15 protein-coding genes and 1 other RNA gene are annotated in these 18,738 nt (G+C 40.0%); 8 read left to right on the forward strand and 8 right to left on the reverse strand.

Annotated features, from left to right (window positions below):
• Nucleotides 1-11 precede the first annotated feature (11 nt).
• The 3 genes from H148_RS17165 to H148_RS0103975 all read left to right on the forward strand — a co-directional run bounded on the left by H148_RS17165 (nt 12) and on the right by H148_RS0103975 (nt 5,325).
• Nucleotides 12-2,540: a PIG-L family deacetylase gene (locus H148_RS17165; protein ID WP_051286160.1), complete on the forward strand. Its 2,529-nt coding sequence runs from the start codon at nt 12-14 to the stop codon at nt 2,538-2,540.
• Nucleotides 2,541-2,648: 108 nt separating this feature from the next.
• On the forward strand, nt 2,649-4,361 hold the full coding sequence (locus H148_RS0103970; RefSeq protein WP_029033643.1) for a sodium:solute symporter family protein: 1,713 nt from the start codon (nt 2,649-2,651) through the stop codon (nt 4,359-4,361).
• Entirely contained in the window at nt 4,351-5,325 is a 975-nt protein-coding gene (locus H148_RS0103975) for a Gfo/Idh/MocA family protein (protein WP_029033644.1), read from the forward strand. The genes H148_RS0103970 and H148_RS0103975 overlap by 11 nt, the downstream gene beginning before the upstream one ends.
• Nucleotides 5,326-5,375: 50 nt before the next feature.
• On the opposite strand, the gene H148_RS0103980 is transcribed toward H148_RS0103975, so the two are convergent.
• From H148_RS0103980 to H148_RS0103990, 3 genes are all read right to left on the reverse strand, one after another.
• Complete coding sequence (locus tag H148_RS0103980) at nt 5,376-6,221, reverse strand: DUF2911 domain-containing protein (RefSeq protein WP_029033645.1); 846 nt, start codon at nt 6,219-6,221, stop codon at nt 5,376-5,378.
• Nucleotides 6,222-6,319: 98 nt separating this feature from the next.
• Complete coding sequence (gene kdsB / locus H148_RS0103985) at nt 6,320-7,075, reverse strand: 3-deoxy-manno-octulosonate cytidylyltransferase (RefSeq protein ID WP_245583383.1); 756 nt, start codon at nt 7,073-7,075, stop codon at nt 6,320-6,322.
• Between the two features lie 103 nt (nt 7,076-7,178).
• Nucleotides 7,179-8,618 carry an ATP-dependent DNA helicase gene (locus H148_RS0103990; protein ID WP_029033647.1) on the reverse strand — a complete coding sequence of 480 codons (1,440 nt, stop codon included), beginning with the start codon at nt 8,616-8,618 and terminating at the stop codon, nt 7,179-7,181.
• Nucleotides 8,619-8,734: 116 nt separating this feature from the next.
• On the opposite strand from H148_RS0103990, the gene H148_RS0103995 reads away from it, so the two are divergent.
• The 3 genes from H148_RS0103995 to H148_RS0104005 are packed head-to-tail and all read left to right on the forward strand — an operon-like array spanning nt 8,735 to nt 10,729.
• Nucleotides 8,735-9,385 (forward strand): hypothetical protein, encoded by a 651-nt coding sequence (locus tag H148_RS0103995; RefSeq protein WP_029033648.1) that lies wholly within the window; start codon nt 8,735-8,737, stop codon nt 9,383-9,385.
• Entirely contained in the window at nt 9,369-10,199 is an 831-nt protein-coding gene (locus H148_RS17170) for a DUF3822 family protein (RefSeq protein ID WP_037324643.1), read from the forward strand. Before H148_RS0103995 ends, H148_RS17170 begins: the two co-directional genes overlap by 17 nt.
• Nucleotides 10,196-10,729 (forward strand): RsmD family RNA methyltransferase, encoded by a 534-nt coding sequence (locus H148_RS0104005; RefSeq protein ID WP_029033649.1) that lies wholly within the window; start codon nt 10,196-10,198, stop codon nt 10,727-10,729. The genes H148_RS17170 and H148_RS0104005 overlap by 4 nt, the downstream gene beginning before the upstream one ends.
• A gap of 388 nt (nt 10,730-11,117) precedes the next feature.
• Here the strand turns inward: H148_RS0104005 and rnpB are convergent.
• Nucleotides 11,118-11,439, reverse strand: an RNA gene (rnpB, locus tag H148_RS18280) — RNase P RNA component class A.
• 148 nt (nt 11,440-11,587) lie between these two features.
• Here rnpB and H148_RS0104015 point away from each other — a divergent pair.
• Both H148_RS0104015 and H148_RS0104020 read left to right on the forward strand, forming a co-directional pair.
• Nucleotides 11,588-13,480 (forward strand): DNA polymerase III subunit gamma/tau, encoded by a 1,893-nt coding sequence (locus H148_RS0104015; protein WP_029033651.1) that lies wholly within the window; start codon nt 11,588-11,590, stop codon nt 13,478-13,480.
• Nucleotides 13,481-14,062 carry a MiaE family protein gene (locus H148_RS0104020; protein ID WP_029033652.1) on the forward strand — a complete coding sequence of 194 codons (582 nt, stop codon included), beginning with the start codon at nt 13,481-13,483 and terminating at the stop codon, nt 14,060-14,062.
• Here H148_RS0104020 and H148_RS0104025 read toward each other — a convergent pair.
• From H148_RS0104025 to pdxH, 4 genes are read right to left on the reverse strand one after another with little or no spacing between them, the layout of a single operon-like run.
• Nucleotides 14,049-14,957 (reverse strand): Ppx/GppA phosphatase family protein, encoded by a 909-nt coding sequence (locus tag H148_RS0104025; protein WP_029033653.1) that lies wholly within the window; start codon nt 14,955-14,957, stop codon nt 14,049-14,051. The genes H148_RS0104020 and H148_RS0104025 overlap by 14 nt on opposite strands.
• Nucleotides 14,954-17,062 (reverse strand): polyphosphate kinase 1, encoded by a 2,109-nt coding sequence (ppk1, locus tag H148_RS0104030; RefSeq protein ID WP_029033654.1) that lies wholly within the window; start codon nt 17,060-17,062, stop codon nt 14,954-14,956. The genes H148_RS0104025 and ppk1 overlap by 4 nt, the downstream gene beginning before the upstream one ends.
• Nucleotides 17,063-17,548, reverse strand: a complete 486-nt coding sequence (locus tag H148_RS0104035; protein WP_029033655.1) for a SixA phosphatase family protein — start codon at nt 17,546-17,548, stop codon at nt 17,063-17,065. It lies immediately after the preceding gene.
• A gap of 2 nt (nt 17,549-17,550) precedes the next feature.
• Nucleotides 17,551-18,195 (reverse strand): pyridoxamine 5'-phosphate oxidase, encoded by a 645-nt coding sequence (pdxH, locus tag H148_RS0104040; protein ID WP_029033656.1) that lies wholly within the window; start codon nt 18,193-18,195, stop codon nt 17,551-17,553.
• Between the last annotated feature and the right edge of the window lie 543 nt (nt 18,196-18,738).

Below are 18,738 nucleotides of genomic sequence, written 5' to 3' on the forward strand. Positions count from 1 at the left end.
AGGAAAATTTTATGCGGAAGCTTTTATGCCTCGTTCTTCTTTTTATTACGGCACTTGCTCAGGCCCAAAAACCGGAAAAATTAAGTTCTTCGGAAATATATTCTGAAATTAAAAAACTCAACTTCCTTGGCTCGGTACTTTACGTAGCTGCCCATCCCGATGATGAGAATACAAGGCTTATCTCCTACTTCAGTAATGAATTAAATGCACGCACAGCTTATCTTTCTTTGACCCGTGGCGATGGCGGGCAAAATTTGATTGGTCCACAACTTAGGGAACTTCTAGGAGTGATTAGAACCCAGGAACTACTTGCCGCCCGTAAGATCGATGGCGGGGAGCAATTCTTTACAAGGGCAAATGATTTTGGCTACAGCAAAACTCCCGAAGAGACACTGAATTTATGGAATGAAGAGGAAGTGCTTAAAGACGTTGTTCGCACGATAAGATCCTTTAAGCCAGATGTAGTTATCAACCGTTTTGATGCTAATTCGGCGGGAGAGACTCATGGTCATCATACCTCTTCGGCAATTTTAAGCAGTCGCGCCTTTGATCTTGCGGGGGAAAAGTCGGCTTATCCACAGCTGGCAGAAGATCTTGGAACATGGCAGCCAAAAAAGCTGTTTTTTAACACTTCTCCCTGGTTCTATGAATCTCAGGAAGCATTTGATGCAGCCGATAAGTCCCATTTCCTAACTTTTGACACCGGAATTTATTTTCCTCTTAAAGGAATGTCAAACACCGAAATTGCCTCTCTTAGTCGAAGTCAGCATCAGTCCCAAGGCTTTGGGAGCACCGGCACACGAGGAACTGCTTCAGAATATATCGAGCTTCTTGAAGGAGAACATCCAAAAAACAACAATAATATTTTTCACGGTATCAATACATCCTGGACCCGCATAAAAGGAGGAAAAGAAATTGGAAAGATCCTCAATCGGGTTCAAAAGAACTTCAACTTTAAAGATCCCGCAGCCAGTGTACCCGAATTAGTAAAAGCTTACAAATTAATCCAAAACCTGGAGGACCAGCACTGGAAAGAAATTAAGTCGGACCAAATCAAAGATATTATTACGGCTTCAATGGGTCTGTACCTGGAAGCTGTGGCCGGTTCTTCCCTCGCTACGCCTGGAGAAGAGGTGGAATTAAATCTGGAGGCCGTAAACAGAAGCAATATTACGGCGCAACTGGTTTCTATTAAACTACTTCCGGAACAAAAAGAAATTCCTATAGATCTTTCTCTTGCTAATAATCGCCCTTCCACTGAAAAATTAGATTTTGTAATTCCCACAGATCTCAATTTCACAAGTCCTTACTGGCTTAATGAAAATGGAAGCCTTGGAATGTACAAAGTGGAAAATAAAGAACTTATTGGTCTACCAGAAACGCCGCGGGAATTAAAAATGGAATTTGTGGTGAGGATCAATGATGAAAATATTCCATTTGAAAGAAATATTACTTATAAGTCTAATGATCCTGTTACGGGAGAAACCTATAGGCCTTTTGAGGTAGTGCCGGAAGTTTCTGTTACCGCCGGGATCGAGGTCATGGTTTTTGCCAAAGAGAAGCCGGAGATGATTCCTGTTACAGTAAAGGCTATGCAGAATGATATTTCAGGGACTTTAACGCATGAAAATATGCCGGGTTGGAAAATATCTCCCGAATATCACATTTTTGACACCCTTCAAAAAGGTCAGGAAATGACTTTCCTTTTTGAAGTACAGCCTCCTGCAGGACAGGATCAAGTGAATTTTAATCCAATTGCAGTAGTGAATGGAACAAAATATTCCAAATCGGTAGTTCAAATGGATTATCCGCACATTCCACTTCAAACGCTCGTGCTGCCTAACAAGACACAATTTGTAAAACTGGATATCCAAAAAAGGGGAAATTTGATTGGGTATATTCCGGGAGCAGGAGACGTGGTACCTCAGGCGCTGGAACAAATAGGTTATTCTGTTGATGTAATTGATCCAAAGAATATTGTTCCCTCAACCTTGAATAAATACGACGCGGTAGTTACAGGAATAAGAGCATACAATACTGTTGAGGAGCTACGTTACAGGCAGCAGGCACTTTTTGAATATGTTGATCAAGGCGGAAATCTCATTGTGCAATACAACACCAGCCACGGACTTGTCACCGAGGAACTCGCTCCTTATGAGCTAGAACTTTCACGGGACAGGGTGACAGATGAGAATGCTGAAATTACCTTTCTTGCCCCAAATCATCCCATTCTCAACTTTCCAAACAAAATTAGTGCGAAAGATTTTGAAGGTTGGGTTCAGGAACGTGGGCTTTATTTCCCGGATCAATGGGCACCTGAGTTTACACCTATCCTGGCGATGAATGACAAGGGAGAAACTCCAAAAAAAGGAAGCTTGCTCGTAGCTTCATACGGCAAAGGATATTTTATTTATACCGGGCTTAGCTTTTTTAGAGAATTTCCTGAAGGAGTGCCGGGAGCCTTCAGGCTTTTTGCAAATATGATCTCTCTCGGAAAAGAAGAGGCTTCAGCCTCTCCTCCAACCTTTAATTCCAATTAATGAAACCTCTTAAAAAATATCAGTGGAAAAAAACGTATTCAGCAGTTTTGATAGCTAATGCCGCTTACATCATATTTTTTTACCTGTTAATGACCATTTTCTCCTGATATGCAGCAAATCGACTGGATCATTTTAGCCGGAACCCTTATTTTTATAGTTACCTATGGGGTTTATAAGACCCGCGGCAGTCAAAATGTTCAGGATTATATTCGTGGAGGAAATGAAGCCAGGTGGTGGACTGTAGGTCTTTCTGTGATGGCTACTCAAGCCAGTGCCATTACTTTCCTTTCTACCCCGGGTCAGGCTTTCCACGATGGGATGGGTTTTGTACAGTTTTATTTTGGACTTCCTATTGCCATGATTATCATTTGTATGGTGTTCATTCCTATTTATTACCGGCTGGAAGTCTATACTGCATACGAATACCTTGAGTCGCGGTTTGACCGAAAGACCAGAACGCTTACTGCCTTTTTATTTCTAATACAGCGCGGTCTCGCTGCCGGAATCACCATTTTTGCACCTGCCATAGTCCTCTCTGCAGTTCTAGGATGGGATCTTACTACCCTGAATATTATTATAGGACTTTTAGTTACGATATACACTGTTTCAGGCGGAACAAAAGCGGTCAATGTCACTCAAAAACAGCAAATGGGAGTGATCTTCTTCGGAATGGTGGTGGCCCTTGTTCTTATCATTCAATATTTACCTCAAGAAATTACTTTTACCAAAGCCTTGGAAATAGCAGGAGCCAGTGGAAAACTAGATATTATTGATTTCTCCTTTGATCTCGAGAACCGATATACCTTCTGGAGCGGAATAATAGGGGGAACTTTTCTTGCCCTGTCCTATTTCGGCACAGATCAAAGTCAGGTCCAGCGTTACCTTTCCGGAAAATCTGTTAGGGAAAGCCAATTAGGGCTTATTTTTAACGGATTTCTAAAAGTTCCCATGCAATTCTTTATTCTCCTGGTGGGAGTAATGGTCTTTGTTTTCTACCAATTTAATCATTCGCCACTAAACTTTAATCCGGCGGCGACTAATGCGGTGACACAATCGGTATATGCTCCGGACTACCAAAAACTTCAGCAGGAACTGGAAGGGATTCAGGATCAAAAACAGGAAATAAGTATAAAATACGCCAACGCCGGAAAATTTTCTGAGGGAGACAGAGAGACCTTTAAAGCTGAAATGCTACAGCTTAATGAGGCTGAAATAGAGACAAGAGAAAAGGCAACACAAATAATTTCCAGTGCGAATTCGAATGTAGAGACCAATGATCAGGATTATGTATTCATCCATTTTATCCTGAACAATCTTCCGAGAGGCCTGATAGGCCTTTTACTTGCCGTAATTCTTTCTGCAGCAATGTCTTCAACAGCTTCAGAATTAAACGCTCTCGCTTCGACCACAGTTATTGACCTCTACAAAAGAAACGTAAAAGGCGAACGAACGGACAGTCATTATGTCAAAGCTTCAAAATGGTTTACTCTTGCCTGGGGTCTTATTGCAATTGCTGTGGCAAGTATAGCAGATCTTTTCGATAATCTTATTGAGGTTGTAAATATAATTGGTTCCATATTTTATGGAAATGTTCTGGGAATATTCCTGTTGGCTTTTTTTATAAAGTTTGTGAAAAGCAATGCTGTTTTTATTGCCGCTGTTATTACTCAGGTCGTTATAATAAGGCTTTACTTTCAGGATATCATGCCTTACCTCTGGCTTAACCTGGTAGGGTGTTTTTTGGTTATTGTCATCGCTGTTATCCTTCAATTATTTTTACCTCAAAAGCCTGCAACACTAATTACCAAAGATGAAAACTGATAAAATAAATTGGGCAATAATTGGTCCGGGTAAGATTGCTAAAAAGTTTACCACCAGTCTCAAAGAAGTTGAAGGTGCACAACTTTTTGCAGTTGCGAGTAGATCCCTTGAACGGGCGAAAACTTTTGCACAAGAAACAGGTGCTAAAAAGGCTTTTGGTTCCTATGAAGAAATGCTGCAGGATGAGGAGATCGATGTGGTTTATGTGGCAACACCTCACGTTTTTCATTATGAGCACACCCTGCTCTGCCTGAATGCAGGGAAGGCAGTTCTTTGTGAAAAACCTTTCGCTATGAATAAAAAACAGGTGGAAGAAATGATATCTGTAGCCAGGGAAAAGGGAGTGTTCCTGATGGAAGCGATGTGGACCCCATTCCTGCCCCACATAGAACATTTGGTGGAAGTATTGCAAAGCGGGAAATATGGCAGGATCAAAGAGCTTTCCGCCGACTTTGGTTTTAATGCGCCTTACGACGAAAACGGAAGACTTTTCAGGAAGAGTCTTGGAGGTGGCAGCTTGCTTGACATTGGCATCTATCCTGTCTTTCTCGCCCTGCACACCCTTGGAATTCCAGAAAAAATCGAAGCAAAAGCACAGCTCGGAAAGACCGGGATAGATGAAGTTTGCGATGTCACTTTTTCCTACTCCAGCGGAGCTACAGCCGAATTGCATAGCAACATTATCAAAAACACTCCCACAACTGCTGAATTTGAGTTGGAAAAAGCAACGATTGCAATCCACGCCAAATGGCACAATCCTTCCACTATCGTAATCACAACTCCGGAAGGAACTGAAATCAAAAGTTTTGATGTTGCCTCTTTTGGTTACGAATATGAGGCGAGGCATGTTCAGGAAATGTTGAGACAGGGCAAAACAGAAAGTGACGTCATGACTTTTGAGAAAAGCCTGGAGCTAATCTCGCTGCTGGACCAGATTAGAAAAGAAATTAAATTGGACTATTAAAAAAGAAAAGCGGCTTTTCAGCCGCTTTTAATGAATTTATAAACCGAATGTTATTGCCCTTCCCATTCTTTAATGGAATCCATATTCATTTTCACATAATCTTTATTTCCGGCTTTTTCGGCAGCAGCCAGTGATTTTTTGGCAGTAGCGATAGCCTCTTCTTTCATTCCAAGATCGGCTTCAATTAAAGCTTTTCTTCTTATTACCCAAAAAGCATCATCCCCCGCTAATTCTACGGCTCTCTGAATCCACTCATAAGCTTTATTTAAATCTTTTTTCTCGTCATGGTAGTACGTAGCTGCAGAAAAGTAATCTCCCGCAGTAGGACCGTTCATCACCCGCTGAATGCTGGCCATGGCCCGCTCATCTGTAGGTACTTCAAAGTCCAGAGTAGCCAATGTATTTTCCCAGATGAAGTTAAGGGATGCAGAATTAGTTTGAAGTTCATCTATAAGAATAGTAAAAGTCTCCATAGACATAGGCATTTCCTGCACTTGCGCTGTTGCTATTAAAGCAACTTTATCTTCATCCCATTCCTGCGGAAGCCCCCAGTTGTTGTTGTCTTTGTAGAAAATCACATCCCATTCATTTTCGCGTGGAACAGTATAAATAGCATAGGTGCCTTCTTCAAGCTCCTGCCCATCTATAGTAACATTGGTATCAAAGGAAATAGTAGTGTTGTTATTTGCCCCGGTGCGCCATCTTTCACCATAAGGAACAAGGTCGCCGAAAATTGTCCTGCCCTTCATCCCCGGCCGGGCATATTCTACAGTTACATCGGTAAGACCTACCTGCTGCTCAATTTTAGCAGAAGGGCTCGGTGGTGGTACTTCAACTTGGGCGACAGCAAAGTTGCTCATAAGCCCTGCAAACAGGATAAACAGAATTTTTTTCATAATCGTCAAAGGTTAGTTTTAATCAAAGATAAATATTTTTAAGTGTGTAGTAGCAGAGAAATTTTTACTGTACCAAAGTGTCAAAAATGTGATTTTTGCTACTCTTTTTCTCCGGAAAGGATTTTCCTCGCCTCCTCAAGATCTTCAGGAGTATCTATACCTACACCTTTAACAGTAGTTTCCACCATTTTAATGTTCTTTCCGTATTCGAGATACCTGATGCATTCAATTTTTTCCGTAGCCTCAAGCTTCAGCATTGGCAGACGGTAAAAATCCATTAAGGCCTGCTTCCTAAAAGCATAGATTCCAACATGTTTAAACCAGGTAACTCCCGATTCCTCATCGCGTGGATATGGAATGGGAGAACGGGAAAAATAAAGAGCAAAATTCTCTTTGTTAGTAATTACTTTGACATTGTTGGGATTGGTTATGTCCTTATTTTCCCTGAGTGGAGTTTTTAAAGAGGCAAGATCAATAAGATCAGCATCCTTCCCGCGGAAAACATCTAATAATAACCGCAGACTTTCTGTGTCTATCATCGGTTCGTCTCCCTGTACATTTACCACAACATCCACATCCATGTCTTCTACAGCTTCGGCAATACGGTCACTTCCACATTCATGTTCCTTCCTGCTCATGATCACTTTACCGCCATTATTAGTGATTTCTTCAAAAATAATATCACTATCTGTCACAACATAGACCTTATCAAAAAGATTTGTTTCCCTGGCGGCTTCGTAAGTGCGAAGAATTACTGATTTGCCATGCAGGTCCTGCATCAATTTTCCCGGGAAACGGGTGGCGGCATATCGCGCGGGAATCATGGCAATTATTTTGAGAGGTTGACTTGACATAAAATAAAAATTAATTTTCTCAATTTTCTTCCAGACTTACTTTTTAAAAGAGTTGGTTTGAATTAGGTGTTAAAATAAAGGGTTCCAAAAATGGAATTTTTGACTAATCTGCCGGGGCAAAAAAATCATCTTTGAATCCAATCAAATATAATTTTTTTTGCGCCCTTGTAACGGCAGTGTACAGCCACCGAAGGTAATCTTTATCAATTCCATTTGGAAGATAGGGTTGCTCGACAAAAACGGTATTCCATTGTCCACCCTGAGATTTATGGCAAGTCATGGCGTAGGAAAATTTTATTTGCAAAGCATTAAAATATTTGTTGTTCTTCACTTTCATGAACTTCTTATATTTTGACCGCTCTTCCTCATAATCCTTCATAACTTCCTGATATAATCGATTTGACTCATCGTATGTGAGGGAGGGATTATTGCTTTCCAGGGTATCGAGCAACACCACAGTTTCTATTGGCTGCATGTTGGGATAATCTACCATCTGCGCTTTAATTTCAGCAAACCTGAAACCATAAAGTTCCTTAATTGCAAAAATTTCCAAAACTTTAATAATATCTCCGTTGGCAATAAATCCCGCTTCGCTGTTGGGTTTAATCCAGAAGTAATTGTTCTTTACGACCATTAAATAATCCCCTGCTGAAATCTCTTCTTCCTGGAAAAGTATCCTGTTCCTTATTTGTTGATTGTAAAGGTTCGCCCTTTTATTGGACCGCACAATAATTGTAGTGTCTTCATGGCCCAGGTTGCGGTAAGAATCTTCAATAGCTTCCATAATTTCGTGCCCGTCTATCAACCTTACCACATCTTTTTTACCACTCAGTTCAAACCTGAAGCTTTCGTAAAACTCCTCTTTCAGAGCCTCACGTATCAAAGTCGCATTATGTAAAATATCACTCTCCTCACTTTGCCGCACCACCTCGTCTAATTCAATGTGAGTTACTTCTTTTAAGTAAGTATTCTGAAGTTTTTGTTCCTCCAATGCGGGACTCACCTCAAGTTTCACAGGAGGTAATTGGGCCGTATCTCCTATAAAGATCAATTTACAATTATGTCCCGAATACACATACTGAAGAAGATCATCAAGCAGTGACCCATTCTCGAACATTTTTGCATCGTTGTTGACATCGGGGATCATCGAAGCTTCATCGACAATAAAAATGCTATTCTTATGTTTATTAGGCTGCAATACAAAACTTACTCCGGCTCCCGATGTTTTCTTTGGAAAATATATCTTTTTGTGAATGGTAAAGGCTTCCCTTCCGGAGTAATTGGCGATCACCTTTGCCGCCCGTCCGGTAGGTGCCAGTAAAATACCGCTTTTTTTGACCTGCCACAGGTTTTTAACCAAAGAGCTAATTATTGTAGTTTTTCCCGTACCCGCAAAACCTTTAAGAAGAAACAGCGAGTCTTTTTTCCCATCTATAACAAAAGTCGCAAGCTGCTGTAGTGCAATATCCTGTTTAATTTTAGCTTCAAATTTCAGGTCTTGAAGCAATAAATTGTAGAATGAAGCAGCGTTAATTTGTTCCATGGGCATTTTCCGTCGAAGCCCAAAGATAACAAGGTTTTTTTCGGAAGAATCTTTTGTGAATAAAAAAAAATTGTAGATTTGCCTTAATACTAAACTAAATCTTAAACTGCACCCGCATGAAACTTGTCATTCAGTTAGTTCTTTGGATTGTGATCATCTTCCTTGGATACCTGGTTTTTAATTCAATTTATGAGCCCATAAAGTTTAATGAAGTCAAAGAAAAAAGATATGCCAAAGTGATTGAGAATCTTAAAGATATAAGAGATGCAGAGTTGGCTTACCGTACTGTAACGGGAGAATTCGAAGGAAACTGGGACAACCTGGTTCGTTTTATTGATACTGCACAATTCACTCTTACCCAAAGAAGGGATACTACTGTTATGGACGAAGAGTACAGAGAAGCGTATGGTGTTGATCGCAGGATTGAAATCGTAGTTATTGATACATTGGGTTATAAATCTGTTAAAGATTCCCTTTTCAAAGGTTCAGATCGCTATAAGAATATGATGAATGTGCCCGTTGAAGGAGTTGATGCACAATTTGAATTAAAAGCAGGAACTTTAGATAAAAGTGGAACTCAAATTCCTGTATTTGTTGCAAGAATTGCTAAAGAAGTTCTTTTATATGACCAGGATAAAGATCTTGTTAACCAGGAAGAAGAAATCGTTGGTGTTGATGATGTAAACGGACCTTTTATACAGGTTGGTTCAATGGAAGATGTCAAAACCAGTGGTAACTGGCCAAAAGTATATGGTGACGCGGAATAAAGAATTGAATTATAAAAATATAAAGTTGTCCATTCAGGTTAGCCTGAATGGACTTTCTTTTTGTGCCCTTTCCAAAGACGAGAAAAGGATCGTTTTTTTTAAGGACATGCTCTTTTCCCGGAAACTAAATCCTGCGCAGGTGTTGCAGCAAATAGAAAAACAATACGAGGACGAGCCTTTTTTAGGAGGAGGAAAACCCGAAGTTGTAGTTCTTTTTTCCAACGAGTTATACAGCCTGGTACCGCAGGCGTTTTTTGAAGAAGGAAATACTTCAGAATATTTAAAATACAATACGAAGATCCTGGAAACAGATTATGTGGCACAGGATGAAATACCTTCAGCAGAAATTGTTAATGTGTATATCCCATACACTAACATCAATAATTTCTTTTTCGACAGGTATGGGGAGTTTGAGTATCGCCATTGTGTAAGTATATTAACTGAAGAATTCCAGATCCAGAATCGTTTCCAGACAGAGGGCACAAGGGTTTATCTAAATTGTTTTCCGGGAGGTTATGATCTGCTGATTTATCAAAAAGGACAATTACAACTGGCTAATACCTTCAACTGCACAACCCGGGAAGATTTTATTTATTATTTACTCTTTTGTGCAGAACAACTTGATCTTGATCCTTCGAGTTTTGAATTGATCCTTTTGGGAAGAATAAAAGAGAATTCAGATTATTACGATATTGCCTACACCTATGTGAAGGAAATAAAATTTCTGCAAACTTCATTTGGTTACCTTTTCAACAGCAAAGAAGAGCCTCCTAAAGGTTATATGCATTACACCCTTTTTAAAGTACTCGAATGAGAATTGTTTCAGGCATACATAAAGGAAAAAAAATTATTGCTCCAAAGAAGCTTCCGGTAAGACCTACGACAGATTTTGCCAAGGAAGCACTTTTCAATATACTTAACAACCAGTATCATTTTTCAGCATTAAAAGTAGTTGACCTTTTTAGCGGCACAGGGAATATCACCTATGAATTTGGTTCCCGTGGCGCGGCAGAGATAATTGCAGTTGATGCACATTTTGAATGTGTGAAGTTCATTAATAAAAAGGCTGAGGAACTGGACCTTCCTGTAAGAACCGTCAAGAGTGATGTATTTAAATTTCTTAAAGCGACAGGAGAAACTGCAAACATCATTTTTGCAGATCCACCTTACGGTTTTGAAGTTGAATTACTACAGCAAATTGTGGAACTAACATTTTCCAGAAATCTTCTTGAAGAAGGAGGTTCACTTATTATTGAACACAGTAAAAAAATAGATCTTTCCCACCTGGATCATTTCGTGGAAGTACGGAAATACGGGAATTCTGTTTTCAGTTTTTTTTCTTAACTTAGAGGATGGCGTTACCCTTGAAAATACTTGAACTGGAATTTACCATACTTGAATTCCATACTGATTTTGTTTTATCCAAACCAAGGGAAGGACAAGTTATGGAAGGGAAACAAGTTGCCGACCTGGTTGAGGTCTGCAGTGACTTTTATGATAGCAGGCCTTTTGTTTACCTTTCCTACAGGATAAACAACTACAATGTCAACCCAACCGTTTATCTCAATCTTGACGAGGTAAAAAACTTAGCCGGTATTGGTGTAGTAAGTAAAATACCTTCTTCCCTCAATATGGCAAATTTTGAAAAGAATTTTTGCAAACTGCCATACGAAATCTTTATGGAGTTAAAGCCTGCCAAAGAATGGGCAAAGAGACTGGTGGAAGAAAAAGCTAAAAAAGCAGACCTGTAAGCCGGATTCTGTTCTTCAACCTAAGTTGAAGTCCTTATCATTTATCTTAAACTTTTGTTACCAAAAGTCTTTAGCTGCCTACCCTCCGGCAACGGACGGGCAATCCTTAAAAGCCGGTTTACATGGCATTGCACCGCATAGAGTTTACCTGATTTCACTACAGCATTACCTGTACATCCTTTCTGTTGCACTGGTCCTATCCGCCGTGGCGGATGATGGGTGTTACCCACTATGCTGCCCTATGGTGTCCGGACTTTCCTCCGCCCCGCTTTAATTCAGGGCAGCGATAAGGCGGTCTGCTTGCTGCAAATATACATCTAAAATGCCATTTTTAAGAGGTATAAAATTTGACTTATCCCCAGAGTGTCAACATGTATTTGTGGATAAAAAGCCGGGGATAATTCCCGGCTTCGGTTTTGTATTTTTATATTTGTCAAATCAAAGCACTTCAATGGAACATTTTGTAGTATCGGCCAGGAAATACCGTCCCCAGACTTTTAAAGATGTTGTGGGCCAGCAGGCTATAACCAATACGCTACTCAATGCCATAGAACATAATCACCTGGCACAGGCACTTCTTTTTACCGGCCCGCGGGGAGTAGGAAAAACTACCTGTGCCCGTATTCTCGCCAAAAAGATCAACCAGGACGGAAACCAGGATCCCAAAGAAGATTTCGCTTTTAATATCTTTGAACTCGATGCGGCTTCAAATAATTCGGTTGATGATATAAGAAATCTTATTGACCAGGTGCGTATCCCGCCACAGGTTGGAAAATACAAGGTGTATATTATTGATGAGGTACACATGTTGTCTCAGGCGGCATTTAACGCTTTCCTTAAAACCCTGGAAGAGCCGCCAAAGCATGCCATTTTCATTTTGGCAACTACAGAAAAACACAAGATCATCCCTACTATCCTTTCCCGTTGCCAGATCTTTGACTTTAAAAGGATAACCGTTAAGGACGCAAAGGAATACCTAAGTTACATTGCTGAACAGGAAGGCGTGGAAGCTGATGAAGATGCCCTGCACATCATTGCTCAAAAAGCCGATGGCGCTATGCGTGATGCTTTGTCTATATATGACAGGGTGGTAAGCTTCAGCGGAAAAAACCTCACCCGGCAAGCGGTCACCGAAAACCTGAACGTTCTCGATTACGATACCTATCTTTCGGCTACAAATCTTATCCTGAAAAATGAAATTCCGCAGCTGCTTTTATTGTTCAATGAGATTTTAAGTCACGGGTTTGACGGACATCATTTTATAGCGGGGCTGGCTTCACATTTCAGGGATCTGCTTGTTTGTAAGGACCCCAAGACAATAAATCTTCTTGAAGTTGGAGACAATACGAAAGCTTTGTACTACCAACAGTCGCAACAGGCTTCTTCAGCTTTTCTCCTCAAGGGGATTGAACTGGCCAACCAATGTGATTTACAGTACAAAAGCAGCCGAAACCAACGCCTGTTGGTGGAACTTTGTCTTATGCAACTCGCTTCTGTCACTTTTAGTGACGAAAAAAAAAAGGATAGCAGCTATATAATTCCGCCGAATCACTTTACGGGCGCACCAATTCCCGCACCGGCTTTCAAACTTTCCACCAAAGAAAAGGAAGTCATTGTCAACAATGAATACGCCAAGGGAGATTCAGCTGCCCCAACTGATGCTCAGCTTCCAAAACCTGTTCCCGGAGCAAGTGCCGATTGTGCTCCTGTAACTTCTGAATCTGAGGTGCGGGAACCCGATACACAGGAAACTTCAGCCGGAACAAATATTCCTGAAGAAAATTTCCAGGCACCTTCTGCTTCTCAAGCTGAAACTGCTGTCAAAAATCCTCCTCTAGAAAATCCTTCCGAAGTAAAAGCGGATGCAGGAAATGAAGTTGGAATAAAAAAAGTTTCCGGACTTTCTCTAAAAAGTATTCAGAAGAAAAAAGAACTTGAAGCTCAAAAACGAGAAGCCAAAGCAGAGCAAGAAATTGTAAGAAACGGTAAGTTTTCTGAAGAACAAATGCAGACTGCATGGCAGGAATTTTGTGAAGAGCAGAACGAAAAGGGAGAAAAGATCCTGGCTTCAATTATGCAGACCGATACTCCCGCTCTTATGGGGAAGAATATTTGTGTGGAACTCCCTAACGAAACTATGAAGCTGGAACTGGAAAAAGTGCAGTATCATTTAATGGGTTTTCTCAAGGAGAAACTTCAAAACACCCACATACAGTTGAAAGTTACGGTGAATGAAAAGGCTGAGAAAAAGTTTGCTTTTACCGCTATCGAAAAGTTTGAAAAATTGAGGGAGAAAAATCCCCTTATTGAGAAATTACGTTCCACCTTTGATCTGGATGTTTAAATGTTAGGTTTAAAATTACCCACAGACCCACGCTGGGTCAATATCGTTGAAAAAAATATTGAAGAGATCCTCACAGATCATGCTTATTGTGAGCAAAAAGCTGCCTCGACGGCTATATCTCTTATCGTCACCCATCCCGAATATTCCGATCTGGTCACGGCCATGACTGCCCTTGCCCGCGAAGAAATGGGACATTTCAAAATGGTACATGACAGGATTCTCGCACGAGGGCTTACCCTGGGCAGGGATCGAAAAGATGAATACGTTTTAAAACTGTTGACCTTCTTCCCTAAAGGTGGAAGCCGACTCACAAACCTAACGCACCGCCTGCTTTATGCGGCCTTAATTGAAGCCCGTAGTTGTGAACGCTTCAGGTTACTTTCAGAGAATCTTGAGGATAAAGAACTGGCAGAATTTTACCGCAGCTTAATGGTAAGTGAAGCTAATCACTACACCATGTTCCTCAATTTTGCCCGACAATATGGAGATCGAAAGGTAGTGGATGAAAAATGGCAAAATCTCCTGGAATTTGAGGCCCAAATTATGAAAGATCTTGGTAAAAAAGAGACTATGCACGGCTAGTGGCTTCCAAAGTTTCCTGATATAAAGATTTAATAATTCCATCTGAAAGTCCAATTTTTGGAACATATATCCTTCGTGCCCGAGTCCACTTCATTGCAGAAAGATATATTTTAGCAGCCGGAACAATAACATCTGCACGATCCTGATTAAGATTTAATTCGGTGATCCGTTCCTCATAAGTAAAGGATTGTAACAACTGGTAGTAGGAGCTTAAATAGAAAAAACTGAGAGGTTTCCCATTGGCTTTGCCACTGCTTTTAAAGATGTTGTTAATGTTCCCGCCAGAGCCTATAAGATCAATTTTGGAATACTTACGGGTAACTTCCTTGATCCAAGTCTCTACCTCTGTCCACATATCCCGGGAAACCATATTTTCCAACAATCTTACGGTTCCTAATTTAAATGACCGGGAAGAAACGGTTTTTCCTTTTGAGTAAAGGGTAAATTCTGTACTACCACCTCCCACATCCACATAAAGATAGGTTTTGTCAGATTGAATGAGGGCGTGAAGATCTGTAGCGGCAATAATTGCGGCTTCATCGGTGCCGTCAATAATGCTTATTTCCAATCCGGTTTTATCCTGAATAAGTTGTACCACCTCTTCCCCATTGAGAGATTCCCGCATTGCCGAAGTCGCACAAGCCTTAAATTTCTCAATCTTATGAGATCGCATCAGCAACTTGAAAGCCTGCATGGTGTCTATCATGCGTTTAATATTCTCTTCAGAAATATTTTGAGTGAGAAAGACATCGGCTCCCAATCTTATAGGCACCCTTACAAGTGAGGTTTTTTTGAATAGCGGCTCTCTTCCCTCCTGCTCTGTGATTGTCATTATTAACAATCTTACTGCGTTAGATCCAATATCTATGGCTGCAAACTTTCTTTGGTTGATCAAACTTTTTCCTTTTCTAATTCCAGTTTCTTAAAATAATAATCATACAGTGCAAATTGAGATCGCAATGGTGGCTTGTTATTACGACGGTAAGCGTTATCCTGCTTTATAGAAATTACCCTTGCCTTAACGTTGTCGCTCCAACAAATTTCAAAAGTATCCATCAACTCCTTTTGAATCTCCTTATCGTAAATAGGGCAACTTACCTCTACCCGATAATCCAGATTTCGGGTCATCCAGTCTGCCGATGAAATATATACTTTAGGATTTCCGCTATTTTCAAAAATGTAGATTCTTGGGTGTTCCAGGTATTTATCTACTATACTAATCACCTGAATGTTCTCACTCATTCCGTCCACCCCGGGTACAAGACAGCAAATCCCGCGGATGATCAATTTCATTTTTACACCTGCCCTGCTGGCCTCATATAACTTATCGATAAGAGGATAATCTGAAAGGCTATTCAACTTAAGCCGAATCCCGGAAGGCTTACCATCTTTAGCATTATCAATTTCAGTTTGGATTAACTTCACCAAGGTGCTTCGGGTGTAATGAGGAGAGACAATTAAATGTTTATATCGATTCACCTTGTAATTCACTTCAAAAAAATCAAAAACTTTGCTAACTTCCTTCAGAATGCTTTGATCACTCGTAAATAAGGTCAGATCTGAATAGACCCTGGCTGTAGATTCATTAAGATTTCCGGTGCTTATAAAACCGTATCTTCTGGTTTTATCATTTTCCAGTCTTTCAACCACACATGCTTTTGAATGTACCTTAAGACCTTTTACCCCGAAAATAAGATTCACCCCTTCCCGCTGCATTTGTTCAGCATAATTAATATTAGCCACTTCATCAAACCGTGCGCGAAGTTCTATCTGTACAGTTACTTTTTTTCCGTTTTTAACAGCGTTTACAAGAGAACTTGCGATATGAGAGATCTTGGCTAACCGGTAAATAGTTATCCTAATCGATTTTACTGCAGGATCAAGTGCCGCCTCGCGCAAAAATTTTACGGTATACGCAAAAGATTGGTAAGGAGTGTGTAACAGGTAATCCTTCTTCGCGATTTCTTTGAACAGACTTCCCTGTAAAACCAGTCCCGGAACAGGCAATGGTTCATAAGGTTTATACTGTAACTCTTCCCCACCCAAACTTGGAAAATTCATGTAATCCCGCCTGTTGTGGTATCGACCACCCGGAATAATACTATCGGTTGCGTCAATCCCCATCTTATTCATTAAATACTGAAGGGTATCCTGGTCAATATTCATATCATATACAAATCTCACCGGCTCTCCCTCAATACGATCTTTTACACTGGCCGAAATTTTCTCAATAAAGGATTTACTAAGATCACTGTCAATATCCAGTTCGGCATCACGAGTAATTTTAATCATATGAGCCGTAACACTCTCATATTCAAAAATATTGAAAATTGAATGTAAATGGTAACGAATAAGATCATCCAGCAAAATGACATGTTGTTTATCACCTTCTTTAGGAAGTACCACAAATCTTTCTATACTCCTGGGAATTTCTATAAGAACATATTTTTTTTCCTTGATTTGGCCAGAAACGATCTTCGAGTTCACCCTTTTTGGAACTGCATCTTTCATCACCATCTTTACCGCCAGGTAAGCAGCGCTGTCTTTTAGACGCGGCAACTCGTCAAGGTCATTCAGGACAATGGTAACAAGAGCAGGGCTTACCTTCTGGATAAAGAAATTTTTGAGAAAGGGTTGTTGTGCTTTTGTAACCTGCTTCTCATTTATAATAAAAATATTGTGCTCCTTTAGTTTGTTTTGAATAGAATCCAGGATCTTTAAACTTTCGCTTTGCTGTTCAATTACGATCTGTGTAATTTCTTCCAGAAGTTTGTTCGCCTTAATACCTCCTAAAACGCTTTTCCCTCCTTTTCCTGCTAAATCAATTCGTTTTATTGTGGCATATCTAACTTTAAAAAATTCGTCCAGGTTATTTGAAAAAATCCCAAGGAACCGCAGCCTCTCAATCAAAGGCACCGTTTTATCTGCAGCTTCCTGTAAAACCCGGGCGTTGAATTGCAGCCAACTCAATTCTCTATTTATATACTGATTCCCCTCCATCTATCTCAAATTCTTTGGGAATAAATACAACAGAGTTTTTCCGGTTTTTATATCCTGCCAATTTTCTGCTTCAAATTGGATCATACATAAACCTGTGGTAGGGATATTGGAGAAATGTTGATCTCCTATTTGGTTGGCCACTCCTGTGATAGCCGGATTGTGACCAAAAACCATTAAATTCTCAATTTCATCTTCGCATGACCGAATGACATTTAGAAGATTCTTACTATCAAAGGTATAAAGGTCATCTTTGACACAAAAATCCTTGTCTTCCACCTCCAGTCTTTCTTTAAAAATTTTTGCGGTATCAAGAGCACGACTGGCATAGCTGCTCCACAACTTGAGCGGCTTTTGGTGAAACCCCGAAAAGGCGTTTAAAACCAGTCCTGCATCTTTATATGCTCTCTTTTTTAAAGGACGTTCATCATCGGGTAAATCTTCCTTCCAGGAAGATTTACCATGCCTAACGAGTATTAATTTCTTCATATTTATGGTGCTAGTCTGTCAATTCGCCATTTCTCATTCTCCTTACTGTAGTAGATACGATCATGCAAACGATTTGGTCTGCCCTGCCAGAATTCAAATTCAGACGGTATGACTTTATATCCCCCCCAATATACAGGTTTTGGAATATCTTTTCCCGTAAACTCCTGTTCAAGCAATTCCAGTTTTTTCTGAAGATATTCACGGGACGGGATTACAGAACTTTGTTGAGAAGCCCAGGCTCCGAGTTGACTGCCACGTGGTCTGGACTGGAAGTAAGCTTCAGAATCTTCTGTAGAAACCTTATTTGCAACACCTTTAATCATCACCTGTCGCTCTGACGTAGGCCAGAAGAAAGACAGGCATACCTTAGGACTTTTAGCTATAGATTTTCCTTTTTCAGATTCATAATTAGTGTAGAATACAAAACCTTCATTGTCATATTCTTTCAGAAGAACTACCCTGGTCATAGGAAAACCGTCCAAACCAATAGTTGAAAGATTCATTGTATTTACTTCCTCAACTTCTTTATTAGTTTCAGTTTCCCTGATCCAGATATGAAATAAATCAAATGGATCCTGAGGAATTTCCTCCTCCAGCAACTCATGTTTCTGGTAGAGCCTACGATAATCGTGGAGTTTATTTTTCATACTGCCAATTTACAAAATCTACCTTTTATAATTAATATCCACCGGCGTCAAAGAGGTTGAATTGTGTAATTATTTCTTCGAATTTAAAAATGCAATTTCTTCTCACAAGCCCAGAAAAATTAAGGGTTCCATAAGCAAAAAATAAGAAGTTTTTATTACTATTTTTCTCACTTCTTTCACATTTAATTTGCTGATCCAATAATCTACCATTTCATTTGAGGACTTCAAACCCCCTGTTTAATTTACTGTCTTTGTGCAGTTTGTCCGTAAAACCCCACACTACATCTAAAAGATGTTCAAATACTTTTTTTAACAGATTCAAGAAGATACATTTACTCCTGAAATTGATTGACAGATGCCCCAGATGATCTGATTTCCCCTCTACAGATCGACTAAGTTTGTAAGAATCAAAAGAATTTAATTTATCCCAGCTTTAGGATAAATGAACTTGACCAAATATTAACGAACAGAAATATATATTACCACGAATGACCTTTAATCTATATATGATTGGTCGTCGGGAAATAATTCAAACATGACGAC

This window comes from Salinimicrobium terrae DSM 17865 (assembly GCF_000424665.1).
In the GTDB taxonomy this organism is placed as follows: Bacteria; Bacteroidota; Bacteroidia; order Flavobacteriales; family Flavobacteriaceae; genus Salinimicrobium; species Salinimicrobium terrae.